Here is a 26,663-nt window from a genome sequence, read left to right as displayed (position 1 = left end):
CTACATGCGTGGAAAAAGAGCACAAGGGTGTCTTCGCCCGTCGTTCGCCGGGGCCATGTCTCCCGGCGCACCCGACTTGACCGAGCGCGCAGATCTCGACGCAGTGGGGTGCGGGAGCGGACTCGCGCTGGCGAGGTCGAGTGCGCCGCCGGCGGGTTCTCAGGCTCGCCGGGTCGATCCTCACCACACCCCGTCGGCGCGCACGTCTCGATCGACCCAGAGGCCGGCCAGTGCGGCGCGGAGATCGTCGCCGTGGTCGCGCGCGAGGGCGAGGGCAGCGTGGTTCTGCTCGAGCTGCTCGATCCGCGAGGCGCCGAACAGCACCGAGGCGGTCGCGGGGTGGGTGAGGCAGAAGGCGATCCCGAGCGCCGCCGGCGTCACCGAGAATTCGGCGGCGATCCTCGCCACCTCGGGGAAGCTCGCGGCGATCCGCTCCCGGATGCCGCCCACATCGGCGCCGATCTTGCGCTGGGGCTGCCTGCCCGTCGCCAGGATGCCGCCCTCGAACACGTCGGACGCCTGAAGCGTCAGCGTGCCGTCGGCGAACAGCGGACCGTAGGCGTCGCCCTCCGCCATCGAACGCCGGGCGATGCCGTACTTCAGCTGCGCGAACCCCGGGCCCTGAAGCCCCCGCCCCCGCGCCTCCGACAGAGCGTCGTGCGTCTGCGCGATGCGCCAGTTGTTGATGCCCCATGACCCCACCAACCCGTCGTCGATGAGCTCGTTGACATCGGCGACGAGGCGCGGCATGTCGGGCGCGTCGAGATAGTCGCCGACGACGAGCGTGTCGAAGCGGTCGAGACCGGCGCGGTCGAGCGACTCCATCAGCTGCGCACGGAAGCCCTGGTTCGGCCAATCCCACAGCCAGAGCTTTCCGCACAGCACGATGTCCGACCGGGCGACGCCGCTCTCGCGCAGGGCGTGGCCGAAGCGGATGTCCGTCGTCGAATTCTCGGTATGCGGCCCCATGTTGTAGTACGCGACGTCGAAGAAGCCGGCATCGAGTGCGACGGCGCGCTCGATCATCCGGACTGCCTCGGCGTGCGGCATCCGATCCCAGGTGTTCCAGGATCCCAGGGCGAGCGGCGGCACGGGAGCGCCACCAGGATGCAGCGGCAGGCGGGGACGGGTCATCAGGAGCTCTCTTCCGATCGGCTTGTGTTTTTCTATGGTTGTAGAATATAACGGAGGCAGCCCCGCCCCGTCAGTGAGGACGACATGATCGACACCACCCCCCGCCGTGTGCTCGTCACCGGAGGCGCCTCCGGACTCGGACGCGCCATCGCCGCCGCCTTCCGCGCCGACGGCGCCGACGTCGTCATCGGCGACGTGAACGCGGATGCCGCCGCCGCCGTCGCCGCGGACATCGGCGCCACCGCCCTCCCCCTCGACATCGGCGACGAGGCGTCGGTCGTCACCGCCGCCGACCGGGTGCGGGCGGACGGCGGCCTCGACGTGCTCGTCAACAACGCCGGCGTCGTGGCCGGAGGCGGAACTCTGCAGGAGGTCGACGTCGCCGCGGTCGACGCGGCCCTGCGGGTCAACGTGCGCGGCACGTTCCTGATGCTGCGCGTCTTCGGCGGCCTGCTCGCCGAAGCCGGGCGCGGCAGCATCGTGAACATCTCGTCGATCGGCGCTCGGCAGCCCACTCCCGGCCTCGGTCACTACGAGGCCACCAAGGCGGCGGTCGACGCCCTCACCCGCACCGCCGCGATCGAGCTCGCCGGCCGCGGCGTGCGCGTCAACGCCGTCGCCCCCGGCCCGGTCCTCACGCCCCTCACCGCCGCCTTCGCCACCGACCCGCAGGCCAGAGCCGCCTGGGAGTCGCGCATCCCGCTCGGCGCCATCGCCGAGGTCGAGCAGATCACCCCGCTCGTGCTGTTCCTCGCGAGCGAGGCGGCCGGCCACATCACCGGGGTGTCCGTCGCCGTCGACGGCGGACAGCTCCTCATCTGACCCCGCCCCGACCCAGAAGGATCCACGACACCATGACCCTCCCCACCGCCACCCGCGCCGCGGTGCTCACCGAGCACGGCTCGCCGCTGACGCTGCAGGACCTCCCGCTCCCGTCCGAGATCGAACCGGGCGCCGCCCTCGTCCGCATCGCGTGCACGACCCTGTGCGGCACCGACATCGAGATCTGGGAGGGGCGGATGACCTTTCCCGGCATGCTGCCGATGGTGCTCGGTCACGAGATGGTCGGCGAGGTCGTCGCCCTCGGCCCGGGAACCGCCGACGCCCTGGGGCGCCCGCTCTCGATCGGCGACAGGATCGGCTGGTCGGAGTCGATCTGCGGTCAGTGTCACGGCTGCGTCATCCTGCGCGAACCCGTGGCGTGCGAGAGGCGCGGGTACGGCTTCCTGCAGCGCGCCGACGTGCCCCCGTTCGCGACGGCCGGCCTCTCCGAGTACGCCTATGTCACGCCCGGCGCCGCGAAGCTGCTGCTCCCGCCTTCGGTGAAGGACACCTGGGCGTCGATGGCGGGATGCGCGGCCAAGACCGTGCTGCGCGCGTTCGAGCGCGGCGGCCGCATCCGCCCGGGCGAGACGGTGGTCGTGCAGGGTGCCGGCGCCCTCGGCATCTTCGCCACCGCGGTCGCCCGCGTCGCCGGTGCGGGCCGCGTGATCACCGTCGGCGCTCCGGCCTCCCGCCTCGCGCTCGCGGCCCGGTTCGGCGCGGACGCCGTCGTCGACTTCCGCGACGGGCCGGTGGTCGAGCAGGTCGCCGAGCTCACCGGAGGTCGCGGGGCCGATCACGTCTTCGACTTCGCCGGCGCGCCGAGCGTCGGGCCGGACGCGGTCGGCATGGCCGCCCAGCGCGGAACCGTCGTGATCGTCGGCTCGACCGGTCCGGCCGGCGACGGCTTTCGACTCAGCACGATCATGGGCAAGGAGCTCACGGTCACCGGCTCGCTCAACGGCGACATCTCCGACTACGCCCGTTCGCTCGACTTCTTCGCGGCGTTCGCCGACCGGTTCCCCTGGGACGACCTCTTCAGCGCGCCCGTCGGCCTGGCCGACGCCTCGACGAAGATCGCCCGCATGCACCACCTCGATGAGGTCAAGGCCGTCATCGACCCGAGACTGTGAGGATTCCATGACCACTCCCCTCCCCCAGCGCGAGATCGGACGCAGCGGCATCCGCGCGTCGCTCTTCTCCCTCGGCTCGTGGCACACCTACGACCGGATGGACTTCGCCGATGCCGTGCGGATGCTGCGCGAAGCCGTCGATCGCGGCGTGAACCTCTTCGACGTCGGCGTCTACACCGCTCCCGGCATGCCGCCCGTCTTCACCGACGTGATCTTCTCGGCCATGGTGCGCGCGGCGGGGCTGCGGCGCGACGAATGGCTGCTGTCGTCGAAACTCTGGCTCGAGGCGTTCGGCGCCGACGGCTTCCGTCCCCAGCTCGAGAACGCGCTGATGCGGGTCGGCGTCGAGCACGCCGATCTCGTCATCCTCGGCGACCTGCGGCGCGACGACCTCGATCTGCGCGACCTCGTCGTCGATCTCGCGAACCTCGCCGATACCGGGCTCATCCGGGCGTGGGGCGTGAACAACTGGTCGGCGACGAGCATCCAGACGCTCATCGACATCGCCGGGGCGGAAGGCGTCGCCGGACCGCAGATCGCGCAGTTGAAGTACAGCGTCTCGCGGCGGTCGATCCCCGACGGCGAGCCGTTCGCCCGACTCTGGCCGCAGGGCCTCACCCTGCAGGCCTCCGATTGCCTGGAGGGCGGAGTCCTCGCCGGCAAGGTCGTCAGCGATCGGCAGATCGGCCGCGACCCCGGCGACATCCGCGAGCGCATCATCGACGACGTGCCCGCGTTCTCGGCCCTGGCGTCGTCGCTCGACGTGTCGCCCGCCCAGCTCGGCCTCGCGTTCACACTGACCCATCCCGCCCTCACGACCACCCTGTTCGGCGCGTCGAGCGTCGAGCAGCTGCGGGCCAACCTCGACGCCGCCGCTCTCGTCGACCGCATCGGTGCGGACGAGCTGCGCCGGGCCGTCGAGCCGTTCTGGGCCGACCGCGACGCGGTCGATCCCGAGGGCCCCTGAATCCGATCCCTCAGGAGAATCATGACCATCACCGCCCTGGGCCGCCCCGCGGTCACCCCCGTGCCGTTCGACCCCGAGGTGCAGACCGTGCTCGACGAGCTCGCGAAGAACCCGCAGCCGGCGCTGACCCGCGAGACCCTCCCCCGCGAGGGCGCGGACCGCATGTTCCCCGACAACGACGCGGTCATCGCCGGTCGCGCGATCGACTGGGAGGACCGCCTGATCCCCGGACCGGCGGGGGCTCCCGATGTCGAGATCACGGTCTTCCGGCCGCGCGGCAGCGCCCACGAGGCACGGCCGGCCTTCCTCAACATCCACGGCGGCGGCATGATCGTGGGGCATCGCTCGTGGGAGACGGGCCGGGTCGTCGACATCGTCGACGAGCACCGGGTCGTCGGCGTGAACGTCGAGTACCGTCTCGCTCCCGAGAATCCGTTCCCGGCGGGAGTCGAGGACTGCCACGCCGCCTTCGTGTGGCTGCACGCGCACGCCGCCGAGCTGGGCGTCGACCCCGAGCGGATCGTCGTGGGCGGCGGCAGCGCGGGCGGTGGTCTCGCGGCGGCGGTGGCCCTCATGGCGCGCGACCGCCGCGGACCGCGGATGGCGGGACAGCTGCTGCTCTGCCCGATGATCGACAACACCAACACCACGGTCGCCAGCCGCCAGTACGACGGCATCGGCACCTGGCAGCGCGATATGAACCTGCTGGCGTGGTCGTGCGTGCTCGGCGACGAGCTGGCGTTCAGCACCGATGCTCCGGCGTACGCGGCACCGTCGCGTGCCACCGACGTCTCCGGGCTGCCTCCGGCCTATATCGAGGTGGGCGAGGCCGAGGCGTTCCGCGACGAGGACACGGAGTACGCCCTGCGCATCTGGGCCACCGGCGGCCAGGCCGAGCTGCACGTGTGGGGCGGCGGCGCGCACGGCTTCGACATGTACATGCCCGACGCCGAGATCAGCCGCGCCGCCCTCGCGGCGCGCGCCTCATGGCTGCGGCGCGTGTGGAAGGCGTCGCGGTGAGCGCGCCGACCCCCGTCCCGTACGACCCCGAACTGGTCGCCGGTCTCGACGCGTTCGTCGATGCGGTCGAGGTCATCCCGCTCCGCGCCGACTCGATCCACGCGAATCGCGAGCACTTCGCGAGCCTCATCCCTCCCCTGACCGTGCAGGCGGAGGGTCGGCGGGTCGCGTGGGAGGACCGCGTGATCCCCGGCCCCGAGGGGGCGCCCGACCTCGAGATCACCATCGTGCGACCCGCCGTCGCGGCCGGCTCGCCGGCGCCCGCCGTGCTGTCGATCCACGGCGGCGGCATGGTGCTCGGGACCCGGTTCTTCGGCACCGGCGAACTCATCGACCTGGCCGAGCGCCACGGCATCGTCGGCATCGCGGTCGAGTACCGGCTGGCACCCGAGCACCCGGGACCGGCTCAGGCCGAGGACTGCTACGCCGCCCTCGAGTGGATGGCCGCGCACGCCGACGAGCTCGGCATCGACGCGAACCGCATCATCGCCTCCGGCATGAGCGCCGGCGGAGGGCTCTCGGCAGCCGTCGCGCTGCTCGCCCGCGACCGCGGCGGCCCACGCCTGGCCGGTCAGCTGCTCGGCTGCCCCATGCTCGACGACCGCAACGCGACCGTCTCGGCGCGCCAGTACGACGGCTTCGGTGCGTGGGACAGGAACAACAACGACACCGCGTGGGACGCGATCCTGGGCGACCGTCGATTCACCGATGCGGTGCCGGCCGCCGCCGCGCCGGCTCGTGCCCGCGACCTCTCGGGTCTGGCGCCGGCGTTCATCGAGGTGGGCGCCGCCGAGACGTTCCGCGACGAGGCCGTCGACTACGCCCTGCGCATCTGGGCCACCGGCGGTCAGGCCGAGCTGCACGTGTGGGCGGGCGGGTATCACGGCTTCGCCGGCTTCTCGCCCGACGCCGAGGTCTCGAAGGCCGCGAACGCCGCGCGCGAGAGCTGGCTGCGGCGCACGCTGCGCCTCGACGCGTGAGCGGGCGCCGGTGAGCATCCCCGCCGCGGGCGAGCCGGCGCGACCGCGCATGGGGACGCTCCGCGCCATGCTCGTGCTCGGCATGCTCGAGGCCTTCGGACCGCTGTCGATGGATCTGTACCTGCCGCAGCTGCCGCAGCTCGCGGCCTCTCTCGGCACGTCCGAGGCGCTGGGGCAGGCCACGATGTCGGCGTGCATGATCGGTCTCGGGCTCGGACAGCTCGCGGCCGGGCCGCTGAGCGACCGCTTCGGCCGCCGCTGGCCTCTCATGATCGGGGTCGCCGCCTTCGCGGTGCTGTCGGTGCTGTGCGCGGTCGCGCCGAGCATCGAGGTCCTGCTGCTCACGCGCTTCCTGCAGGGACTCGCCGGATCGGCCGGCATCGTGGTCTGCCTCGCCGTCGCCCGCGACCAGTTCGAGGGCGCGGAGCTCTCCCGGATGCTGTCGCTGCTGTTCCTCGTCTCGGGCACGGCGCCGATCATCGCCCCCGTGGTGGGGGGCCAGCTCGCACGCGTGATGGACTGGCGCGGCATCTTCTGGGTGCTCGGCGTCATCGGCGTCGGCCTCTTCCTGGTGGTCGTGCTCGCGCTGCCGGAGACGCTGACCCCCGAGAACCGGCACGGTGGAGGTCTGCGCGTCCTGGGCGGTCATGCCGCCGCGGTGGTGCAGGATCGACTCTTCGTCGCGGTGCTCTGCGCAGCCGCCGGCGGGGGCATCGCGTTCTTCAGCTACCTGTCGATGTCGTCGTTCGTGCTGCAGGAGGAGTTCGGGCTCAGCCCGCAGTCGTTCAGCCTCGCGTTCGCCGGCGGCGCGCTGGCCAGCATCGCCGGAAGCCAGGCGAGTCGTCTCGTCGTGCGCCGCTGGGGCCCGCTGCGCGTGTACCTCGGCGGCATCTCGGCCACCCTGGTCGCGACGCTCGTCTTCCTCGTGCTGGCGCTGTCCGGCACGGGCGTTTCGGGCGTCGTCGTCGCCCTCGTCGCGTTCATGCTGTGCGCCGGCATCGGCGGCCCGAACGGACAGACCCTGGCGCTCGCCCATCACGGCGTGCGCGCCGGCACGGCATCCGCTCTGCTGGGGATGTCGACCTACTTCCTGGGCTCGCTGCTCGCCCCGCTCGCCGCGGGGATCGGCGGCACCACCGCGCTCACCATGGCGGTGACGATGACGGCCGCCGCGGCCGTCGCCGCGATCGCCGCGTGGGCGTTCGTGCGAGGCGCGGCGGCCGGCTGAGCGGGCACACGCCCGGCGCGACGGAGAGCGAGCGAGTTCAGAACCCCAGGCACATCACGGCGACGCCGGCCGCCATGGCCCACGACTCGACCGCGAGCAGGCGCGCCGTGCGGCCGGAGTGCGTCGGCGCGACGATCCATTCCGCCACGACGGTCCAGAGGACAACCGCGATCACCCCGACGATCACCATCACCGAGAGGATCCCGGTCATGCCGTGCGCTCCGTGGCCGGCCACAGTCGCCGGTGCGGCTCCGGCCTGCGCCGCGGCCCCGACCACGGAGGCGCTCTCGAACGAGCAGACGGCCATCACGAGCGAGACCAGCGCGCGGTGGCAGCAGGTCGCGGCCGAGGGCCTTCCGCGCACGCCCATCGTGCCGAGCATCGCCGACAGCACGAGGATGACCCCGATCGCGAGACCCGTCGTCGCGTTTCCGTCGGTCACGGCCACCAGCACCATCGCCGCCGCCATGACGAGCGCGGTCTGCCGCCCCTGCCACGGCACGGCACGCCACGCGGCGATGCACGCGGCCGCCGAGACGAGGGCGGCCGCCGCCATCAGCCACGGCGCTGCGGGAAGGACGTGATCCACGCTCGCAGTATATTGATCGATCGCTCAAAAAAGCTAGCCCCGGCGATCGATCCCGGGGGCGGCGTCCGGATGCGACAAGATGGGCAGATGCCCCGCATCGTCGACCACGACGAGCGGCGTCGTCAGATCGCCGACGCGCTGCTCACCGTCGCCGCCCGCGACGGACACGAGAGCGTGTCGTCGCGCGCTGTCGCGAAGGAGCTCGGCGTGGCCACGGGATCGCTGTGGCACTACTTCGACGGGTTCGACGACGTCGTGCGCGCCGCCGCCGCCGAGGTCACGCGCCGCACCGACGAACGCATCGCCAAGGCGACCACGGGGCTGCACGGACTCGCTCGCCTGAGAGCGCTGATGCGCGAGGTGCTGCCGGTCGACGACCGCACCCGCACGGAGGCGCACGTCGTCGTGGGATTCTGGGGCCGCCTCGCGACGCTCGCCTCCACTCCGGATGCCGGCGCGCCGACGCTCGCGACCTGGCAGGAGAGCATCCGCGCCGCCATCGCCGAGGCGGTCGACGACGGAGAGCTGCGCGCCGACACCCCGCAGGATGCCGTCATCACCCTCCTGCGGTCGGTGACCTACGGCCAGCAGGTGGTCGAGGTCACCGAGCCGCAGGCGCCGTCTGCGCATCTCGCGGTGCTCGACGGCATCCTCTCCCCCTGGCGCGCCTGAGAGCATCGCCCGCCGACGATCCTCGTCTTGTGAGGTCGGGGTGTTCCGTCGTACCATCGATCCAACCCGTTTATTGAGCAGTCGCTCGAAATAGTGAGGTCGACGATGTCCCACCACTCCCCGCAGCCCGTCTCCATCGAGAAGATCGCCGTTCCGCATCCGCTCGACCCGCTCACCGGAGAGGAGATCGCCGCCGCACGGGCGGTGCTCCAGGCCGCCGGCCTGATGACCGAGACCACGCGCGTGCCGATGCTGCTTCCCGATGAAGCCACGAAGGACGAGCTCGCGGCGTGGCGACCCGGGTCGCCGATCGACCGTCGCGTCGACGTGACCCTCCTCGACATCGCCACCGGCGTCGCGACCGAGGTGATCGTCTCCCTCACGCGCGGCGAGGTCGTGAGCCGCATGCGCGTGCCCAACGATGCGCCGCCGTACGGACAGCCGCAGTACCTCTTCGAGGAGTACGAGCGCGCCGAGGCGATCGCGAAGGCCTCGCCCGAATGGCGCGCGGCGATGACCCGTCGCGGCCTGGCCGAGCACGTCGACCTCGCGTTCTGCTCGCCGCTCGCCCCGGGCTACACGGGGCGGGCTGACGAGGTCGGGCGACGGGTCATCCGCTCCCTCACCTTCCTGAAGTACGACGAGCGCGACTCCCCGTGGGCGCACCCCGTCGAGGGCCTCATCGTGCACATCGACCTGACGACGAACAGTGTGATCCGCGTCGAGGACTCCGGAGACGTCGCGGTGCCGGCCGGGCACGGCAACTACTACCCCGAGGTGCAGGGCGACGCCCGCACCTCGCTCAAGCCGATCGAGATCACCCAGCCCGAGGGTCCGAGCTTCACGGTCAGCGGATCCCTCGTCGAGTGGGAGGGCTGGTCGATGCGGGTCGGATTCAACGCGCGGGAAGGCCTGGTGCTGCACGACGTCTCGTTCGGCGGGCGCTCGGTGCTCAGCCGCGCCAGCGTGCCCGAGATGGTCGTGCCCTACGGCGACACCGCCCCGGGGCGATTCTGGATCAGCTACTTCGACGCGGGCGAGTACCTGCTGGGCAAGAACGCCAACCACCTCGAGCTCGGCTGCGACTGCCTGGGCGTGATCCGCTACCTCGACGGCTACGTCGCCGACGATCACGGCCATCCGGTGCGCATCCCGAACGTCATCTGCATGCACGAGGAGGACGACGGCATCCTCTGGAAGCACACCGACCTGTCGGGCCGCGCCGATGTGCGCCGATCGCGCCGCTTCGTCGTGTCGTACTTCTCGACGATCGGCAACTACGACTACGGGTTCTACTGGTATTTCTCGCTCGACGGCTCGATCGAGGTGGTGGCCAAGGCGACGGGCATCGTGTTCGCCGGTGCCGGCGAGCCGGGCGTGCCCCAGCCGCACGCGACCGAGCTCGCCCCCGGCGTCTTCGCGCCCGTGCACCAGCATCTGTTCTGCGCCCGCCTCGACGTCGCGATCGACGGCGACGACAACCGGCTCGTCGAGGTCGACGCGCAGCGCGTGCCGATGGGGCCCGACAACCCCTTCGGCAACGCGTTCACGTGGAAGGAGACCGTCCTTCCCACCGAGCTCGCCGCCCGGCGCGAGGCCGACACATCGGTCGCCCGGGTGTGGGAGATCCAGAGCACTTCCCGCACCAACCACGTCGGCCGCCCCACCGCCTATCACCTGGTGCCGCAGCCGACCGCGCTGCTGATGGCCGACCCCGCATCGTCGGTCGCCGCCCGCGCCACGTTCGCGACGAAGCATCTGTGGGCCACCCGTCACGAGCCGGGGCAGATCTGGCCGGCCGGGCGCTACCCCAACGCGCACCAGGGCGGCTCGGGGCTGCCCGAGTACTCCGCGGGCGATCGCTCGATCGACGGCGAGGACATGGTGCTCTGGCACACGTTCGGGCTCACGCACTTCCCGCGACCGGAGGACTGGCCCATCATGCCGGTCGACCGCGCCGGGTTCTCGTTCAGGCCGTACGGCTTCCTCGACCAGAATCCCGCGATGGACGTGCCGCCGTCATCGCAGGCGCACAGCGCGGCTTCGGGCGACGGATGCTGCGGCGGCGGCGCCGCCTGCACCTGCGGGCACTGACCGCCTGATCGCCCTCAGGAGATGCCGGAGGTGCCGGAGGTCGCGGAGGCGTCGGAGAGCGCGGAGGTGCCGGAGAGCGCGGCGATGGCCTCGCGCAGGACGCCCCCGACGCGCTCGAGCGTCGACGCCGCCTCCTCGGCCGGCGCACCCGTGGCGAGCATCAGCAGGGCGAGTTTGACCGAGCCGGATGCCGCGGCGAGCGCTGCCGCGGCACCGGCGGTGTCGACCCCCGCGAGCTGAACGACCGTGCGGAGGGAGCGGGCGTGCAGCTTCTCGTTCGTCGCCCGCAGGTCGACCATCACGCCGCGATGGGTCTTGCCGAGCCGGATCATCGAGAGGGTCGTGAGCATGTTGACGACGAGCTTCTGCGCGGTTCCGGATTTCAGACGGGTCGAGCCCGAGATGAACTCCGGCCCGGTCACGACCTCGATCGCGATGTCGGCCAGGGCGCCGATGGCCGACCCGGCGTTCGAGGCGATGGCCACGGTCAGCGCTCCGGCCTGGTGGGCGAACTCCAGCCCGCCCACGACGTAGGGGGTGCGGCCGGAGGCCGAGATGCCGACGACCGTGTCGTCGGCGGTGAGCCGCAGCCCGCGCAGGGCGGCGGCGGCGGCCTCCTGATCGTCTTCGGCGTTCTCGACCGCCGCCCGGATCGCCGTCTCGCCTCCGGCGATGAGGCCGACCACCATCGATGGGTCGGTGCCGAACGTGGGCGGGCACTCGCTGGCGTCGAGCACGCCGATGCGACCGGCGGTGCCGGCGCCGAGGTAGATCAGACGGCCGCCCCGGCGGAACCGCTCGGTGATGCCGTCGACCGCGGCTGCGATCTCGGCACCGCGGGCGGCGACGGCCTCGGGCACGCGGGCGTCTTCGGCGTTCATCCGTCGCACCAGCTCGCGTGTGTCGAGCAGGTCGAGGTCTCCCCGCTCGGCCGTGACGGCCTCGGTGTCGAGGCGGGAGAGCTCGTCGAGCAGGGCGGTGAGCCGGATGTCGTCAGTCGGCACGGTGAAGGAACCTTTCGTGGGGAAGATCGGTGCGGCGCGCCAGGAGCAGGGCGCCGTCGAGCGCGTCACCGCGGCTGCTGACGACGCGGCATCCCGCCTCATCGAGCGCGGCGGCGAGCCGGGCGCGGAACCAGACGTGATCGGTGAGACCGCCGTGGAGGGCGACGGCCGGGGCTCGCCCGGCGGATGCCGCGGAGGCCGGCGCCGCCGCGGAGGCGGATGCCGCGAGCAGGCGCACGCCCTCGGCCACGATGTCGGCGGCGACGTCGTCGCCGGCGGCCGCGACATCGAGCACGAGTGGGGCGAGGGTGCCGAGGCGGCGCGCGAGCGGCTCGTCGACGGCGAGCCAGGCGGGGATCCGCGCGGGATCTCCCACGCGGGAGCCGACGGCCTCGGTGAGGGCCGTCGCGGGTGCGAGCCCGACCGCGGCCCGCAGCACGCTCCGCAGCGCTTCGCGGCCGAGCCACGACCCGCTGCCGAAGTCGCCGAGCTCCGGACCCCACCCGTCGACGAGGTGCGCGCCCTCGGCGTCGAGCCCGAGAGCCGCCGCGCCAGTTCCGGCGATCAGGAGAACGCCCTCGTCGCCGGCGAGCGCGCCGGCATGAGCGGTCACGACGTCCGACGCGACGGCGGTCGGCGCACCCGCGCTGTCGGCGAGACGGCGGGCGAGCTCGAATGCCGCCGCCGGCTCGGCCCACGCGCCGGCGGCGCCCACCGAGACGGCGGACACGCGGCCCTCCAGCCCGCCGAGGAGGGGACGGATCGCCGCGAGCGCCGCCTCCACGCCGCCCTCCGCGGCCAGGCCCGGCGCCCCGACGCCCTCGCGGGTATCTCCGCGTCCCTCGCCGACGAGCAGACGGCAGCGAGACTTGCCGAGGTCGACGGCGACGACCGGATGCGGATGCGGACGAGACATGAAAATATCCTACGCGCAGCGCAGCATCCGTGAAACAATTGTTCATCATCGGCGAGAGAGGCGAGGACGACGTGAGCATCCAGACGACGATCGCGAACGCCGCCGAGACGCTGCCCCCGTCACTCGCCCGCATCGCCCACGCCGTCATCGACGACCCCGATGCGGTCACGACGAGCACGATCTCCGAGCTCGCCGCCGCGTGCGGCACGTCGGTGGCCTCTGTCGTGCGCTTCTGCCGGGCGATCGGCCTCACCGGATACCCGGCGCTGCGCGTCGCCCTCGCCACCGAGCTCGGCCGGGAGTCGGCGCAACGGCGCGCGTCGTCCGGCTTCGGATCGGAGATCTCCGCCGGCGACACCCTTCGCGCGGCCACGGTGAAGATCGCCGCGCTCGAGTCGCTCGCGATCGAGGAGACCGTGCGCCGGCTCGACCACACCGCTCTCGAGACAGCGATCGATGCGATCGACGGCGCCGACCGCATCCTGCTGTTCGGCGTCGGCGCGAGCCGGCTCGTGGCCGACGACCTGGGGCACAAGCTGCTGCGCATCGGCCGCACCCCTCTCGTGCTCTCCGACGCGCACGAGGCGAGCGCCGCGGCCGCACTCGGGGCGACGAGGTCGGTCGCCGTCGGCGTCTCGCACAGCGGAACGACCGCCGAGACCGTGCGGTTCCTTCTCGCAGCCCGCGCGGCCGGCACGACGACGATCGCCCTCACCGGCTCGCCCGGCAGTCCGCTCGCCCAGGCCGCCGATCAGACGCTCGTCACCCACGCCAGGGAGCCGCGCCTGCGCGCCGGAGCGATGGTGAGCCGCATCGCCCAGCTCGCGGTCGTCGACTGCCTCTTCGTCGGCGTGGCGCGGCGGCGGCACGCGCACACCGTGCACGCCCTCGAGCGCACGGCGGAGGCCGCCCGCGCCCTGCGCGGCGAGTGATCCGAGCCACGGCCGTGCCATTCCCGACCCGGCGGTGATACGATCGCGGAACGGATCGTATACAACGTCGTCGTTCCCACCAGCCCGAGGTGATCAGTCATGAACGGTGCACCCGCCGCCCCCGCCGAATCGGTGTCGACGCTCGTCGCGCGCAACATCAGCGACTTCCGCGCCGCCGTCTCGGAGTCGTTCGTCCCCCTGCAGGTCTCGAGCGCCGGCCCCGACCACTTCCGCGGCACGATCCGCGGCGCCGCCGTCGACGAGGTCCACGTGACCGACGTGCGGGCGACACCGCACGTGGTCGAGCGCACGCCCGAGCTCATCGCCCGCGGGGACCGCTCGTTCTTCAAGGTCAGCCTCATGCTCGCGGGGACCGGTCTGCTCATCCAGGACGACCGCGAGGCGGTGCTGCGCGCCGGCGATCTGGCGGTGTACGACACCGATCGCCCGTACTCGCTCGTGTTCGACGAGGACTTCCGCACGATGGTGGTGATGTTCCCGAAGCACCTGATCAGCCTCCCGCCCGACATGATCGGCCAGCTCACCGCCGTGCGCATCTCGGGCCAGGAGGGCCTGGGGGGCATGGTGGTGCCCTACCTCACGCAGCTCGCCGGCAACCTCGACCAGCTCGCCGGCACGACCGGAGCACGACTCGCGCACAGCGCACTCGATCTCGTCACCACAGTCTTCACCCGCGAGCTCGGTCTCGACGGCGTCGCGGCCGACCCGCACCGCGCCCTCGTGCAGCGCATCCGGTCGTACATCGACCGCAACCTCGCCTCGACCGACCTCGGGCCGGCGTCGATCGCCTCGGCTCACTTCATCTCGACCCGCCACCTGCACGGGCTGTTCCAGGAGCAGGGCGTGACGGTGTCGACCTGGATCCGCACGCGCCGCCTCGAGCGGTGCCGTCGCGACCTGCTCGACCCCATGCTCGCCGACCGGCCCGTCGCCGCGATCGCCGCCCGCTGGGGCTTCGTCGACGCCGCGCACTTCAGCCGCGCGTTCAAGAGCGCGTTCGGGATCTCGCCCAGCGAGTACCGCGCCGCCCACTGAGACGCTGCACCGCGGCCTGCGCCCGTAGTCTGGACGGGTGACCCGGACTCTGCACGCCCGCGCCGCCCTGCTCGACATGGACGGCACCCTCGTCGACTCGACCGCCGTCGTGGAGCGCCTCTGGCTCCAGTGGGCCGAGCCGCACGGCATCGCCCCCGAGCGCGTGCTCAGCGTGGTGCACGGGCGTCAGGGGCACCAGAGCATGGCCATCATGCTGCCCGAGCGCGATCACGCCATCAACCTGCGCGAGAACGAGCAGATGCTCGCCACCGAGTCGGCCGATGTCGACGGCGTCATCGAGATCCCCGGCGCCGCCGCCTTCCTCGAGGCGCTGCAGCCGTACCCGCACGCGATCGTGACCTCGGCCAACGTGCCGCTGATGACTGCCCGCATGACAGCGGCCGCCCTCGCGGTGCCGACGATCGCCGTGACGGCCGAGAACGTCTCGGCGTCGAAGCCCGACCCCGAGGGATTCCTCCTCGGTGCCCGACTGCTCGGCATCGATCCGGCCGACTGCGTCGTCTTCGAAGACTCCGGCGCCGGCATCCAGGCGGCTCACGCCGCGGGGATGCGGGTCGTCGGCGTAGGACCGCACGCCCACGCGCATGAGCCCACGGTCGCCGTCGCCGACCTGCGGCAGGTCTCGATCACCGCGACGGCCGACGGCTTCGCCCTCGAGATCGGCTGATCGGGCGCGGGGCATACACGACCGGTCGTCGAGCGAGCGGAGCGAGACGAAACGCCCTCACATGCCGGCGTGATCGAACGCGATGGTCGGCACGTCGACCACGTGCGAACCGCCGTCGGCGACGATCACGGCACCGGTGACGTACGACGACTCCCCCGATCCGAGGAACCTCACGACCGACGCGATCTCCGCCGGTCGCGCCGGGCGACGCAGGGGCACGTCGGCGGTGACGGTCGCGTAGGCCTCCGCACGCGAGTCGAGCTCCGCGTGCGCGGCGAACTCGTCCATCTCCTCGTCGGCCATGGGCGTCTGCACCCATCCCGGGCAGACCGCGTTGACCCGCACGCCGTGGCGCCCGTAGTCGCGCGCGAGCGTGCGGGTGAGTCCGATCAGGGCGTGCTTGCCGACCGTGTACCCGGCCACCGACGGACCGGCGAAGAGCCCGGCGAGCGACGACACGATGACGATCTGCCCCTTCGACTCGAGCAGCGCGGGCAGCGCCTCCCGCGCCATGGTGAACGCCGTGGTGAGGTTGGCGCGGATGGCGGCCTCCCAGCCGGCGTCGTCGGTCTCGGCCACGGGCGAGAACCCGTGACCGCCGGCGTTCGCGACGAGCACGTCGATGCGACCGAAGGTCGACAGCACCTCGGCGACGGCCGCCCTGGCCGATGCCGTGTCGGCCGCGTCGGCGACGATCGCGTGAGCGCCCGCCGCGCGCGCGACCTCGTCGAGCGGTTCGCGGCGGCGTCCGACCACGACGACGTGCGCGCCCTCCGCCGCATACCTCTCGGCGACGGCCGCGCCGATTCCCGTGCCGCCCCCGGTGATGACGATCACGCGTCCCGAGACGCTCGATCCGACGGCGAGTCCCATGTGTGCTCCTTCTGTCGATGCTTCCAGGCGAACGTTGCGCAACGGTGCCGTTCAGGCGGGGAACCCCGAGCGGGCGGAGTATCCGAAGTCGCTCACCAGCGTCGTCCCGTTGATCGCGCGGCTGACCGGCGACACGAGGTGGACGACGTGCGCGGCGACCTCCGCCGCGGACTGCACCGGGAACGCCGCGGTGGCGAAGGCCTCGTCACCGAGGTCGCCGCGGCTCATCGGGGTGTCGACGACCGACGGGGCGACGGCGTTCACGCGGATGCCGCTGCCGGCGAGGTCGACGGAGAGCGCCCGCGCGAACTGCACCAGCGCGGCCTTCGAGGCGCAGTACGGCGCCATCCCGGGCGAGGCGACGATCGCGGAGTCGCTCGCGAGCAGGACGACGGATGCCGCCGCCGCGGCCCGCAGCGCCGGAAGCGCGTGCTTGACGACGAGGAACGCCCCGGTCACGTTGACGGCGAACACCGCGTTCCATTCGGCGAGCGACGTGTCTTCGACGCTCGCGCCGACAGGGCCGGAGATGCCGGCGCAGTGCACCACGGCGTCGAGGCGTCCGAGCCGCCGGACCGCAGCGCCGACCGCCTCGCGCACCGCGTCCTCGTCGGTCAGGTCGGCGACGATGGGCACGGCATCCGCGACCTCCTGCACCACGCGGGCGAGCGCGCCCGCGTCGCGATCGAGCAGCGCCACCCGCACGCCCTCCGCGGCGAGCGCGAGCGCGGTGGCGCGTCCGATGCCGCTGGCGGCCCCCGTGACGAGTGCCGTCGTGCCCGTCAACTGCAGATCCATGGTGTCCCTCGTGCGCCGTCCGGCGCCGGCGGCGCGGGGAAGGGACGGCGGCGTCCTCCCCGTCATCCTGCTCCGCCCCGCGCCTGCCACAGCTCCCCTCCGGGCGGGTGTGCGCGCTCGCACCATCGTCCTTCGCTCAGCGTCAAGCCGCGCGGCGTCGTCGCGAGCAGACTCGCTGTATCGACGATCCCCTCGTCGTCGATGCCGTGTCCGCACGGCCGTCACCGAGCAAAGGAGCCGACGTGGCACACCAGCAGACCACCGCACCCGCCGCACTGTCGCACACCGCCCTCCGACCGGGCGCCCTCGGCGTCGCGGGCATCGTCTTCCTCGTCCTCGCCGCCGTCGCGCCCCTCACGGGCATCGTCGTCGTGGCGTCGCTGGCGATCGCCCTCGGCAACGGCGGCGGCACGCCGATGTCGTTCTTGCTCGTCGCCGCGATCCTGCTGCTGTTCGCGGTCGGCTATGCGCAGATGTCGAAGCAGCTGGTCAACGCGGGCGGCTTCTACGCCTTCGTCGTGAAGGGCCTCGGGCGCACCGGGGGGCTCGTCGCCGGACTCATCGCGACACTCGGCTACAACTTCTTCGTGGTCGGCACGATCGGCACGAGCGGCTTCTTCATGCAGACGATCATCCGCGACCTCACCGGCCTCGACGTGCACTGGCTGGTCTGGGGACTGCTGTCGATCGTCGTCTGCTTCGTGCTGGCGCGCATCGGGGTCGACTTCAGCTCGAAAGTGCTCGGCGTCTGCCTGGTGCTCGAAGTGCTGATGCTGGTCGTCTTCGACGTGTCGGTGCTCGTGCAGACCGGGTACGACCTGGGCGCGTTCAGCCCCGAGGCCGTGTTCTCGGGCTCCCTGCCGATCGGTCTGCTGCTCGCCGCCACCGGATTCCTCGGCTTCGAGGCCACCGCGCTCTTCAGCGAAGAGGCCAAGCAGCCGCTGCGCACCATCCCGCGGGCGACCTACACCTCGATCATCGCGATCGGCGTCATCCTCGGCGTCACCACGTGGGCGGTGGTCAGCGCCACCGGCGTCGCCCAGGCGCAGGCGACCGCTCTCGAGCACCTGCCCACCGGCGACCTGATCTTCTCGCTGTCGCAGCAGTACCTCGGCGGTCCGCTCACGACCGTGATGATGGTCCTGCTCCTGGTGAGCCTGTTCGCGGCGATGCTGGCGTTCCACAACTCCGCCACGCGCTACCTGTACTCCCTGGGGCGCGCGCGCATCCTGCCGCAGGCGTTGGCCCGCACGCGCGCCAACGGCGCACCGCAGCTCGCCGGCATCGTGCAGGCCGGCTTCGCGGGCATCGTCGCGATCATCTTCGCGATCGCCGGTGCCGACCCGATCCTGACGCTCGTCCCCGCGATGCTCGGCTTCGGCACCCTCAGCGTGCTCATCCTGCAGGGGCTCGCGGCGATCTCGATCGTCGTGCACTTCCGTCGCACCGGCGACCCGCGGTGGTGGAGCACCTTCATCGCTCCGGGCATCGGCTTCCTCGGCATCGCCGCCATCTCCGTGCTGGCGATCGTGAACTTCAACATCGTGGCCGGGTCCGAAGAGCTCGCGATCCGCCTGATGCCGCTGCTGCTCGTGCTAGCCCTCATCGGCGGCATCGTGTACGCCGCCTACCTGAGGCGCGCGCGGCCCGCCGTGTACGAGGGCCTGGCCACCGACCTGGAGAGGTTCAGCACCCGCTGAGCCCCCGCTTGACCCCCCGACCCTCGGAACCGAGACGAGAGAAAGACGAAGACGACGATGACGACCGTGAACCCCGCCGACACCTCCACCTGGCTGCCGCTCGAGGGCCTCGCCCCCGGGTTCGACGCCCACAAGGCACCGCACACGACCGCACTGAGCGGCCGCGAGATCACCGTGGTCGACGACCGGGGCACGCGCATCGTCCACCGCTTCGACGACGACACCGTCACGTGGGACTACAGCCCCGGCGCCGGTGACCCCACGGAGGCCGCCTCCGACACCGACGACTACGAGGCGTTCGAGGTCGACGACCAGCTCTTCTTCGTGCAGTTCCACCACCGCTACCTGCCGAACGAGGCGGTGTCGCTCATCCTCGACCTGCGCCACGGGCGGGCGCTCGCCGTGATCTCGGTGATCCTCCCGGCCCCCGAGCAGGGCCGCACCCGCGTGCAGCACGTCTTCGCACCCGGCGTGATCGAGGGCGTCGAGCCGACCGGCGTCGAGGCCGCGCCGACGACCACGCTCATCGGTCGCCGGGTCGAATGGGTCTACAGCGAGGAGCACGCCTACGAGCACGTGTACCTGTCGGAGCGCTGGTACTCGTGGCAGTGCCTCGCGGGCCCCGAGCGCGGCCTCGCCGACACCGACGAGAACAGCGTGTGGGAGGTGCGGCCCGGCATCTACGTGTTCGCCTGGCGCGAGAAGGTCATCCCCTGCGCCTCGGTCACCATCGCCGATCACCGCGATGCGGGCGCGATCCGCTCGCACGGCGTGCTGTTCGGGCTCGACGAGAGCGGCGAGGTCCCGACCCACTTCACGTTCGGCGCCCACGGCCGGCTGCTGTCGGTCACGCAGCACGCCCCCCACCTCGAGCCGGCGTCGTTCGGAGACGTCTGACATGACGGGCAGCGAGGGCGCAGCGCCCGCAGATCTGATCGTCACCGGAGCGGTGATCCGCACCGCCGACCGCGCCCGCCCGCGGGCGGAGGCGTTCGCCGTGCGCGACGGCCGGATCGCCGCCGTGGGGGCGCGCGCCGACGTCGAGCACCTGCGCGGGCCGGAGACGCGATCGCTGGACGCCGGAGATGCCGCCGTGTACCCCGGGTTCGTCGACGTGCACAACCATCACGCCCTCGCCGGTCGCACCGAGCTGTTCGAGCTGTCGCTGCCGCCGTCGCTCACCGTCGACGAGATCCTCGACCGGGTGCGCGAGAAGGCGGCGACGCTTCCCGATGACGCCTGGATCATCGGCGGCGCGGTGTCGACCACGCTGCTGCCGACGCTCGCGAACACCGCGTCCCGGCGTCGCCTCGACGAGGCCGCCGGCGGGCGACCGGTCGTGCTGATCGAGGACTCGCGGCACAACCGGTGGGCGAACACCCGCGCGCTCGAACTCGCAGGCATCACGGCCGACCGCATCCCCGTGGGGGGCGTGACCGTCCTCGACCCCGATGACGGCACCCCCACCGGGGTACTGTACGAGGCCGCCGGCATCCCGGTGCAGGAGGCCTACGACCGCAGCGGCGGGCTGACGGCGGCCCAGCACGTCGCGGCATCCCGGCGCGGCATCGAGCTGCTCAACTCGTTCGGCATCACGACCTTCCAGGATGCCGGTGTCTCGCTCGACATCCTCGGCGCCCTGGCCGACCTCGATCGGGCCGGCGAGCTGAACGCGTGGGTCGTGTCGTCGCTCCTCATCAACGACGAGATCTTCGGGGTCGATCCGATCGGCCAGCCCCTCATCGACCAGGGCGAGAGGTTCCGCACCGCCCACCACCGGCCCGACTTCGTCAAGATCTTCCTCGACGGCGTTCCCCCGGCGCGGACGGCATCCTTCCTCGATCCGTACCCGGCGGATGCCGTGCACGGGGCGCACTTCCACGGCGAGACGATCATGTCGTTCGACGAACTGCACGGCTGGCTGAGCTCGGTGGCCGCGCGCGGACTCGGGGCCAAGGTGCACTGCACCGGCGACGGCTCGGCGCGTCTCGTGCTCGACGTGACCGAGAGGCTCCGTCGCGAGGGCGTCACCACGCCGATCCAGATCGCCCATGGCCAGTTCCTGGCCGAGAGCGACATCCCGCGACTGGCCGAGCTGCAGGTCTCGGCCGACATCTCCCCCTTCATCTGGTATCCGGGTGTGATCCCGCAGGCGCTGGCCGAGGTGCTCGGCGAGCGCGCGGAGCACTCCCAGCCGAATCGGGCGCTGCTCGACGCCGGAGCGCTCGTCGCGGGCGGGTCGGACTGGCCCGTCAGCGACTCCCCCAACACGCTCGAGGGGCTGCAGGGGCTCGTGACCCGCGCCGATCCGCTCGGCCGGGCCGCGGGCGTGCTCTGGCCGGAGCAGGCGATCACCGCCGAGGAGGCGCTCGAGGTCTTCACGATCAACGCGGCGACCGCGATGGGCCTCGGCGCCGAGACCGGATCGCTCACGGTGGGCAAGTCCGCCGACTTCGTGGTGCTGTCACGCGACGCCATCGCCGGCCCCGCCGACGAGATCGTCGCGACCGACGTCGTGTCGACCTGGTTCGCCGGGCGCCTCGTGCACGGCCGCTGATCGGGGTGGCCGCGGTCTACGATGGGGCGATGCGACGATTCCCCGCCTCGGTCTACAGCGTCGGCGAGGAGCCCGATGCACGCTTCTCGCTCGCGAACGAGCGGACCTTCCTCGCCTGGACGCGCACGGCGCTCGCCCTCATCGCGGCCGGGGTCGCCCTCGAGGTGCTGGGTCTCGATCTGCACGCCGGCTTCCGCCTCGCGGCGTCGCTGCTGCTGATCGTCGGCGGCACGGTCGTCGCCCCCTTCGCCTGGTGGGAGTGGATGCGCTCCGAGCGCGCCCTGCGTCTGTCCCAGCCGCTCCCCGGCGCCTTCTCGGCCGCGCTGCTCGCGGGCATCGTCGTCGTCGTCGGGCTGCTGGTGCTCGCGGGCGTGCTCTGGCGATGAGTCCGTCGGCGCTGTTCGATCCGGGGCTCCAACCCGAGCGCACCGAGCTGGCGTGGCGACGCACGGCGCTGGCCATCGCGCTCGGGTCCCTGGTGTCGCTGAGGGTCTTTCCGCTGCTCCTCCCCGCTCCGGTGCAGCTGTGGGGCCTGGCCCCCGGTCTGCTCGGGATCGTCTTCGCCTGCGCGCTCTGGTTCGCGGCACGGCGGCGCCATCTGCGCGTCACGGCGGTGCTCACCGGCGCGGCATCCGGCGCCGCTCCCGGCGGGGCCCTGCTCGCAGTGCTGACGGTCTTCGGAACCGGTCTCGGGGTCGTCGCACTCGCGCTCGTCGTGATCGCCGTCAGCGTCTGATCGCCGCCGACCGCCCGACGGGCAGGCGGTCGCCGCTCAGTCGGCGATCGCCTGCACCGCTCGGCCCACCGCGCGCAGCACGGTCGGGTCGTGAGCCGATCGGGCGCCGGGCACGACGCGCACCGACTCCAGGGATCCGCCCCGGAACGGGAACGATCGGTGCTGCTCGTGGATCTCCCAGTCGACGGGTCCGCCGTAGTCGTATCCGACGCTGATGCCGGTGAACGGCGCCATGCCCAGCAGCATCGGCACCGTCGCGATCGACGCCGCCTCGACGCCGTCGACGTCGAGTCGCAGCCGCCACCTCAGCTCAGGGAGCTCGTCGACATGCAGCACCAGCTGATGCGGTCCCTCGGCGAGCCGTGCGCCGCGGGCCCGATGCATCACGCCGTAGGCGTTGTACGACACCAGCGGGGCGCCGTCGTCGAGGGCCACGAGGTAGCCGCCGCCCTGATCGCCGTGCGCCACGATCACGCCCGCGGCCTCGGGGCCCGCGACGAGGTCGACCTCGACCGCGAAGGATCGCAGCACCGTGAGCTTCGCGGAGCGGAACCGCTCGAGAGGCGGCCGGAAGGGCGTCAGCTCGATCGGCGCCGAGAGCGGCTCCTCGGTGTCGGGGCGCAGGCGGAAGAGCGATCCGTCGTCGTCGAGCGGGAACACGGTGTTGCGCCAGGCTTCGGCGTGCCAGCGCGCGGCGAGCCGCGCCACCTGCTCGGGATGCCGCGTGGCCAGGTCGACCGTCTCGCTCGGGTCGTCGGCGAGGTCGTACAGCTCCCACGTCCCGCCCGCGGGCCCGTCCTCCCGGGTGGGAGCCGTCGTCGAGACCGCCTTCCAGCGCCCGTCGACGATCCCCCGCCTGCCGACGCACTCGAAGTACTGCGTCTCGCGCCCTTCGGCGGAGGGGTCGCCCAGCACGGCGGTGATACTGCCGCCGTCCATCTCGAGGGCCGGACGCCCGTTGCGCTCGGCCAGCGGGGCCACCCCGCTGAGCTCGAGGAGCGTGGGCGCCAGGTCGGCCACGAAGACGAACTGGTCGCGCAGGCCGCCCGACAGCGGGGCATCGGGCCACGAGATGATCAGCGGCGCGTGCACCCCGCCCTCATAGGTGGTCGACTTGAACGAGCGGAACGGCGTGTTCGACACCCGCGCCCAGCCCGTGGGGTACTGGCCGAACAGGCGCGGCCCGCCGATCTCGTCGACGTCGCGCGGCACGTCGGTCACCCAGCCCTCGGGCATCGCGCCCATGCTGCCGAACTGCGCGAAGTAGCTGCGCGTGCCGGTCGGCCCGCCTTCCGCGGTGCCGCCGTTGTCGCTCGCGATCACGACGATGGTGTTGTCGCGCTCGCCGCTGCGGTCGAGCCGCTCGAGGAGTCGGCCCACGCTCTGGTCGATCTCGTCGACCGCGGCCGCGTAGACCTCCATGTGCCGGGCGAACAGCCGTCGCTCGTCGTCGGTCAGCGACTCCCACGCCGGAATGCGATCCCCGTCGGCGATACGGTCCTCCGGAAGGGCGGTGCGCTCGGGCACGATGCCCGCCGACCGCTGGCGGGCGAACCGCTCGTCGCGCAGCGCGTTCCACCCCCGCTCGTAGCGCCCGCGGTACTTCTCGATGTCGGCGTCCTTGGCCTGGATCGGGCCGTGCACCGAGGTATGCGCGTAGTAGAGGAAGAAGGGCTTGTCGGCGTCGTTGGCCCGGAGGTCGTCGATCATGCCGATCGCACGGTCGGTGAGCTCGTCGGTGAGGAAGAACCCGTCCGGGAAGTCGCGGACGTCGACGACCGAGTTGTCCTGCACGAGCCGGTGCGGGTGATGCAGCGACGTGAAGCCGTCCATGCTGCCGAAGTAGCGGTCGAACCCGCGCTGCAGCGGCCACGTCGCGCGGTCGGCTCCGTCGTGCAGGCGCGACTCGAGGGTGAGGTGCCACTTGCCCACCATGAACGTGGCGTACCCGCCGGCGCGGAGCGACTCCGCGAGCGTGGGCGCGTCTTCCGGCAGCTCGCAGCTGAAGCCCGGGTAGCCCGGATCGATGTGCGCCACGAAACCGAATCCGGCGCGATGCGGGTTGAGTCCCGTCAGCAGCGCCGCCCGCGCCGGCGAGCACATCGGCGCCGTGCGGTAGTTGGTGAAGACCCACCCGTCCTTCGCGAGGGCGTCGATGTGCGGGGTGTCGATCTCACTGCCGAACGGGCCGAGGTCGCTGAAGCCCAGGTCGTCGATCAGCATCACGACGATGTTGGGGGCACGGCGTCCGTCGGCGGCACCCCGGGCCCTGATCGGCTCGGGCCACGACGGCTCCGAATCGGAGGTGAACTCCGAGACCCGCCCCTCGAACCGCTCGTAGCCTCGTGCGCCGTCGCGCGCGGGCACTAGCCGGCCTTCCGGATCAGCTCGAAGATCTCCGATCGCAGCTCGGCGAAGCGCGGGAGGGCGCGCGTGGTCAGCTGGTCCCGGGGAGCGCCGAAGTCGATCTCGATCGTCTCGGTGACCTTGGCGGGGCGCTCGCCGAGCACCACGACGCGATCGGAGAGGTAGACGGCCTCGTCGATGTCGTGCGTGACGATCACGATCGTCATGCCGAACTGCTCGCGGATGCGGAGGCAGAGGTCTTCGAGCTCGAACCGGGTCTGCGCGTCGACCGAGGCGAACGGCTCGTCCATCACGAGCACCTCCGGACGGTAGGCGATGGCGCGCGCGATGGCGACGCGCTGCTGCATGCCTCCGGACAGCTGCCACGGGAACTTCGCCTCGGCGCCGGCGAGACCGACCGCCGCGAGCGCCGAGGTGATGCGCTGCTCGCGCTCGTCGGCGGGGAGGTGCAGGTGCTTGAGCGGCAGCCGCACGTTCTTCTCGACCGTGAGCCAGGGCATCAGCGACCGCGTGTACTCCTGGAAGACGAGCGCCATCTCCTCGGGCGGTCCGTCGATCGCGTGCCCGTCGATGGCCGCGCTGCCGGCGGTGATGCCCTGGAGGCCGGTGAGGCACTTCAGCAGAGTGGTCTTGCCGATGCCCGAGGGGCCCACGATGCAGCAGACCTCGCCGGCGGCGACATCGAAGGTGAGGTCGGCGATCACCGGGACCGCGCCGGACTTCGTCTGGTACGACTTGGCCAGTCCGCGCACGCTCAGCCGCGCGGGGGCCTGATCGGTGAGGGTCATGAGTTCTTCTCCTGCTGTTGCGAGGCGATGTACCAGCGCAGCACGCGGCGCCGGACGAGGGTGAACAGGGCGGTCGCCAGGTAGCCGATGATGCCGAGCACGAGGATGCCGGCCCACATGTCGGTGATGGCGAACGACTGCTGGGCGAGGAGGGTCGCGGCGCCCAGTCCGGTGGACGATCCGAGCATCTCGCTCGCGATCATCACGACGAAGGCCGTGATGAGGCTGACCTGCATCCCCGAGAGGATGCGCGGACCCGCGGCGGGCAGCATGACCGAGAACAGCCGCTCGGTCCGGCTCAGCCGGTAGACCCGGCTGACCATCTCGAGCGTCGGCTCGCCGGCCCGGACGCCGTCGATCGTCGAGATGAGGATCGGGAACACGGCGGCGAGCGTGATCGACAGGATGCGGGTCTCGGTGCCGAAGCCGATCAGCGAGACGAAGATCGGCACGAGGGCGACCGGCGGGATCGCCCGCAGGAAGTGGATCGTCGGCTCGGTCAGCCAGCTCAGCGGGCGCACGAGCCCGAGCACGAGACCGAGCAGCACGCCGATCACCGTGGCGAGCAGGAACGACACGACGAGGTTGCCGACCGACGAGGCCACGTCGGCGAGGAACGCCGGCGTCTGCGCGAGCTGACCGAGCCGCTCGAGGATCCGCTGCAGCGGCGGGAAGAACGTGTTCGTCGATCCGGCGGATGCCGCCCACCACAGCGCGAGCAGGAGGATCGGGACGGCGATCTCCGCCGTGATCAGCAGCCACCGCGGCGACGGGCTGCCCGCCTGCCGGCGTGCGAGCCGGGTGCGGGTCTGGAGCGAGGTGGTCAGCGCCATCACAGGGCCTGCTTCCGGTACTGGGGGTGCCAGTGCAGCAGCCGGCGCTCGCCCCACTGGCTGAGTCCCTGGATGAGCAGTCCGAGGACGCCGAGGATGAGGACGAACGCGAAGAGCTGCGCCTGGTTGCCGCTGATCTGCGCGAGGAGGAGGCTCTGGCCGAGGCCGGGCCCGCCGCCGAGGAGGCCGGCGACGACGGCGACCACGAGGGCCGTCGGCGCGGCCACCCGCACGGCCGTGCCGATGTAGGGCAGGGCGCTGGGCAGCACGATGCTCCGGAGGATCTCGCCGCGCCCCATCCCGTACGACCGGCCGGTCGCCCGGGCGACCGGGTCGGTGTCGAACACCCCGGCCGAGGTCTGCACGGCGATCGCGATGAAGCATCCGAAGAACACCAGGAACGTGCCCATGCTCCACGTCGGCCCGAGCACCAGCACGACGACCGGGAGGATGACGATCGGCGGGATCGGCTTGAGGAACTCGAGCGGCACCCGGGTCGCGTGCATCGCGAGCGGCGACACGCCGACGCCCACGCCGATGAGGGTGCCCACGACGATCGCGAGCACGAGGCCCGTGACCGCCATGCCGACCGTGGCCGCGAGCGCGGTCCAGGTGGTCGGAGCCGCCAGCAGCCGCGCCGCTTCGGCGATCGCGGCACTGGCCGGCGGAAGGGGCGAGGCGGCCAGCGGTCCGACCGTCGCGGTCCACTCCCACAGGGCCAGCGCGGCGATCACGCCGACGACGCCGAGGAGAAGGGGGGCGAAGGATCTGCGCAT

The 26,663-nt window shown here is 72.1% G+C and carries 26 protein-coding genes; 16 read left to right on the top strand and 10 right to left on the bottom strand.

From position 1 onward, the window contains the following. Window positions 1-180: 180 nt before the first annotated feature. Complete coding sequence (locus AB3M90_RS02580; protein ID WP_412949751.1) at window positions 181-1,134, bottom strand: aldo/keto reductase; 954 nt, start codon at window positions 1,132-1,134, stop codon at window positions 181-183. An 84-nt stretch (window positions 1,135-1,218) separates the two neighbouring features. On the opposite strand from AB3M90_RS02580, the gene AB3M90_RS02575 reads away from it, so the two are divergent. Genes AB3M90_RS02575 through AB3M90_RS02550 form a run of 6 tightly spaced genes read left to right on the top strand, consistent with a single transcriptional unit; the run spans window position 1,219 to window position 7,284 of the window. Beyond that, the gene (locus AB3M90_RS02575) at window positions 1,219-1,956 is read left to right on the top strand and encodes an SDR family NAD(P)-dependent oxidoreductase (protein ID WP_412949750.1); all 738 of its coding nucleotides are present in this window, start codon (window positions 1,219-1,221) and stop codon (window positions 1,954-1,956) included. A 32-nt stretch (window positions 1,957-1,988) separates the two neighbouring features. Then, on the top strand, window positions 1,989-3,089 hold the full coding sequence (locus AB3M90_RS02570) for a zinc-binding dehydrogenase (RefSeq protein ID WP_412949749.1): 1,101 nt from the start codon (window positions 1,989-1,991) through the stop codon (window positions 3,087-3,089). A gap of 7 nt (window positions 3,090-3,096) precedes the next feature. Continuing rightward, a complete protein-coding gene (locus tag AB3M90_RS02565; protein ID WP_412949748.1) occupies window positions 3,097-4,056 on the top strand; it encodes an aldo/keto reductase in 960 nt (319 codons plus the stop codon). A gap of 21 nt (window positions 4,057-4,077) precedes the next feature. After that, a complete protein-coding gene (locus tag AB3M90_RS02560; RefSeq protein ID WP_412949747.1) occupies window positions 4,078-5,076 on the top strand; it encodes an alpha/beta hydrolase in 999 nt (332 codons plus the stop codon). Then, complete coding sequence (locus AB3M90_RS02555) at window positions 5,073-6,056, top strand: alpha/beta hydrolase (RefSeq protein WP_412949746.1); 984 nt, start codon at window positions 5,073-5,075, stop codon at window positions 6,054-6,056. The genes AB3M90_RS02560 and AB3M90_RS02555 overlap by 4 nt, the downstream gene beginning before the upstream one ends. A gap of 10 nt (window positions 6,057-6,066) precedes the next feature. After that, a complete protein-coding gene (locus tag AB3M90_RS02550; RefSeq protein WP_412949745.1) occupies window positions 6,067-7,284 on the top strand; it encodes a multidrug effflux MFS transporter in 1,218 nt (405 codons plus the stop codon). 37 nt (window positions 7,285-7,321) lie between these two features. Here the strand turns inward: AB3M90_RS02550 and AB3M90_RS02545 are convergent, their stop codons facing one another. Then, window positions 7,322-7,873 (bottom strand): hypothetical protein, encoded by a 552-nt coding sequence (locus AB3M90_RS02545; RefSeq protein WP_412949744.1) that lies wholly within the window; start codon window positions 7,871-7,873, stop codon window positions 7,322-7,324. An 87-nt stretch (window positions 7,874-7,960) separates the two neighbouring features. On the opposite strand from AB3M90_RS02545, the gene AB3M90_RS02540 reads away from it, so the two are divergent. Both AB3M90_RS02540 and AB3M90_RS02535 read left to right on the top strand, forming a co-directional pair. Beyond that, window positions 7,961-8,545, top strand: a complete 585-nt coding sequence (locus AB3M90_RS02540; RefSeq protein WP_412949742.1) for a TetR/AcrR family transcriptional regulator — start codon at window positions 7,961-7,963, stop codon at window positions 8,543-8,545. Window positions 8,546-8,650: 105 nt separating this feature from the next. Continuing rightward, complete coding sequence (locus AB3M90_RS02535) at window positions 8,651-10,639, top strand: primary-amine oxidase (protein ID WP_412949740.1); 1,989 nt, start codon at window positions 8,651-8,653, stop codon at window positions 10,637-10,639. A gap of 14 nt (window positions 10,640-10,653) precedes the next feature. Here the strand turns inward: AB3M90_RS02535 and murQ are convergent, their stop codons facing one another. Both murQ and AB3M90_RS02525 read right to left on the bottom strand, forming a co-directional pair. Further along, complete coding sequence (gene murQ, locus AB3M90_RS02530; RefSeq protein WP_412949739.1) at window positions 10,654-11,643, bottom strand: N-acetylmuramic acid 6-phosphate etherase; 990 nt, start codon at window positions 11,641-11,643, stop codon at window positions 10,654-10,656. Then, entirely contained in the window at window positions 11,633-12,559 is a 927-nt protein-coding gene (locus AB3M90_RS02525; RefSeq protein WP_412949738.1) for an N-acetylglucosamine kinase, read from the bottom strand. The genes murQ and AB3M90_RS02525 overlap by 11 nt, the downstream gene beginning before the upstream one ends. 71 nt (window positions 12,560-12,630) lie before the next feature. Between AB3M90_RS02525 and AB3M90_RS02520 the strand changes: the two genes are divergently transcribed. The 3 genes from AB3M90_RS02520 (at window position 12,631) to AB3M90_RS02510 (ending at window position 15,235) form a co-directional block, all read left to right on the top strand. Further along, window positions 12,631-13,491: a MurR/RpiR family transcriptional regulator gene (locus AB3M90_RS02520; protein ID WP_412949737.1), complete on the top strand. Its 861-nt coding sequence runs from the start codon at window positions 12,631-12,633 to the stop codon at window positions 13,489-13,491. Window positions 13,492-13,590: 99 nt separating this feature from the next. Continuing rightward, window positions 13,591-14,547 carry an AraC-like ligand-binding domain-containing protein gene (locus AB3M90_RS02515; protein ID WP_412949736.1) on the top strand — a complete coding sequence of 319 codons (957 nt, stop codon included), beginning with the start codon at window positions 13,591-13,593 and terminating at the stop codon, window positions 14,545-14,547. 37 nt (window positions 14,548-14,584) lie between these two features. Next, window positions 14,585-15,235, top strand: coding sequence for an HAD-IA family hydrolase (locus AB3M90_RS02510; protein WP_412949735.1), 651 nt, complete (start codon window positions 14,585-14,587; stop codon window positions 15,233-15,235). A 57-nt stretch (window positions 15,236-15,292) separates the two neighbouring features. Here AB3M90_RS02510 and AB3M90_RS02505 read toward each other — a convergent pair whose 3' ends face one another. Next, window positions 15,293-16,108 (bottom strand): SDR family NAD(P)-dependent oxidoreductase, encoded by an 816-nt coding sequence (locus tag AB3M90_RS02505; RefSeq protein ID WP_412949734.1) that lies wholly within the window; start codon window positions 16,106-16,108, stop codon window positions 15,293-15,295. A 51-nt stretch (window positions 16,109-16,159) separates the two neighbouring features. Then, window positions 16,160-16,906 (bottom strand): SDR family NAD(P)-dependent oxidoreductase, encoded by a 747-nt coding sequence (locus AB3M90_RS02500; protein WP_412949733.1) that lies wholly within the window; start codon window positions 16,904-16,906, stop codon window positions 16,160-16,162. Window positions 16,907-17,148: 242 nt separating this feature from the next. Here AB3M90_RS02500 and AB3M90_RS02495 point away from each other — a divergent pair, with 242 nt between their 5' ends. The 5 genes from AB3M90_RS02495 to AB3M90_RS02475 are packed head-to-tail and all read left to right on the top strand — an operon-like array spanning window position 17,149 to window position 21,899. Continuing rightward, window positions 17,149-18,606, top strand: coding sequence for an APC family permease (locus AB3M90_RS02495; RefSeq protein ID WP_412949731.1), 1,458 nt, complete (start codon window positions 17,149-17,151; stop codon window positions 18,604-18,606). Between the two features lie 57 nt (window positions 18,607-18,663). Continuing rightward, window positions 18,664-19,503, top strand: coding sequence for a molybdenum cofactor biosynthesis F family protein (locus AB3M90_RS02490; protein ID WP_412949730.1), 840 nt, complete (start codon window positions 18,664-18,666; stop codon window positions 19,501-19,503). 1 nt (window position 19,504) lies between these two features. Continuing rightward, window positions 19,505-21,163 (top strand): amidohydrolase, encoded by a 1,659-nt coding sequence (locus AB3M90_RS02485; RefSeq protein ID WP_412949729.1) that lies wholly within the window; start codon window positions 19,505-19,507, stop codon window positions 21,161-21,163. Between the two features lie 29 nt (window positions 21,164-21,192). After that, window positions 21,193-21,549: a YidH family protein gene (locus tag AB3M90_RS02480; RefSeq protein WP_412949728.1), complete on the top strand. Its 357-nt coding sequence runs from the start codon at window positions 21,193-21,195 to the stop codon at window positions 21,547-21,549. Next, window positions 21,546-21,899 carry a DUF202 domain-containing protein gene (locus AB3M90_RS02475; protein WP_412949727.1) on the top strand — a complete coding sequence of 118 codons (354 nt, stop codon included), beginning with the start codon at window positions 21,546-21,548 and terminating at the stop codon, window positions 21,897-21,899. The genes AB3M90_RS02480 and AB3M90_RS02475 overlap by 4 nt, the downstream gene beginning before the upstream one ends. 36 nt (window positions 21,900-21,935) lie before the next feature. Here AB3M90_RS02475 and AB3M90_RS02470 read toward each other — a convergent pair whose 3' ends face one another. The 4 genes from AB3M90_RS02470 to AB3M90_RS02455 are packed head-to-tail and all read right to left on the bottom strand — an operon-like array spanning window position 21,936 to window position 26,663. After that, on the bottom strand, window positions 21,936-24,266 hold the full coding sequence (locus AB3M90_RS02470; RefSeq protein WP_412949726.1) for an arylsulfatase: 2,331 nt from the start codon (window positions 24,264-24,266) through the stop codon (window positions 21,936-21,938). Continuing rightward, on the bottom strand, window positions 24,266-25,054 hold the full coding sequence (locus AB3M90_RS02465; RefSeq protein WP_412949725.1) for an ABC transporter ATP-binding protein: 789 nt from the start codon (window positions 25,052-25,054) through the stop codon (window positions 24,266-24,268). Before AB3M90_RS02465 ends, AB3M90_RS02470 begins: the two co-directional genes overlap by 1 nt. Next, entirely contained in the window at window positions 25,051-25,887 is an 837-nt protein-coding gene (locus AB3M90_RS02460; RefSeq protein ID WP_412949724.1) for an ABC transporter permease, read from the bottom strand. Before AB3M90_RS02460 ends, AB3M90_RS02465 begins: the two co-directional genes overlap by 4 nt. Continuing rightward, entirely contained in the window at window positions 25,887-26,663 is a 777-nt protein-coding gene (locus tag AB3M90_RS02455; protein ID WP_412949723.1) for an ABC transporter permease, read from the bottom strand. The genes AB3M90_RS02460 and AB3M90_RS02455 overlap by 1 nt, the downstream gene beginning before the upstream one ends.

The organism is Microbacterium martis (assembly GCF_047246685.1).
Lineage (GTDB): Bacteria > Actinomycetota > Actinomycetes > Actinomycetales > Microbacteriaceae > Microbacterium.
This window is presented reverse-complemented; position numbering and strand designations above follow the sequence as displayed.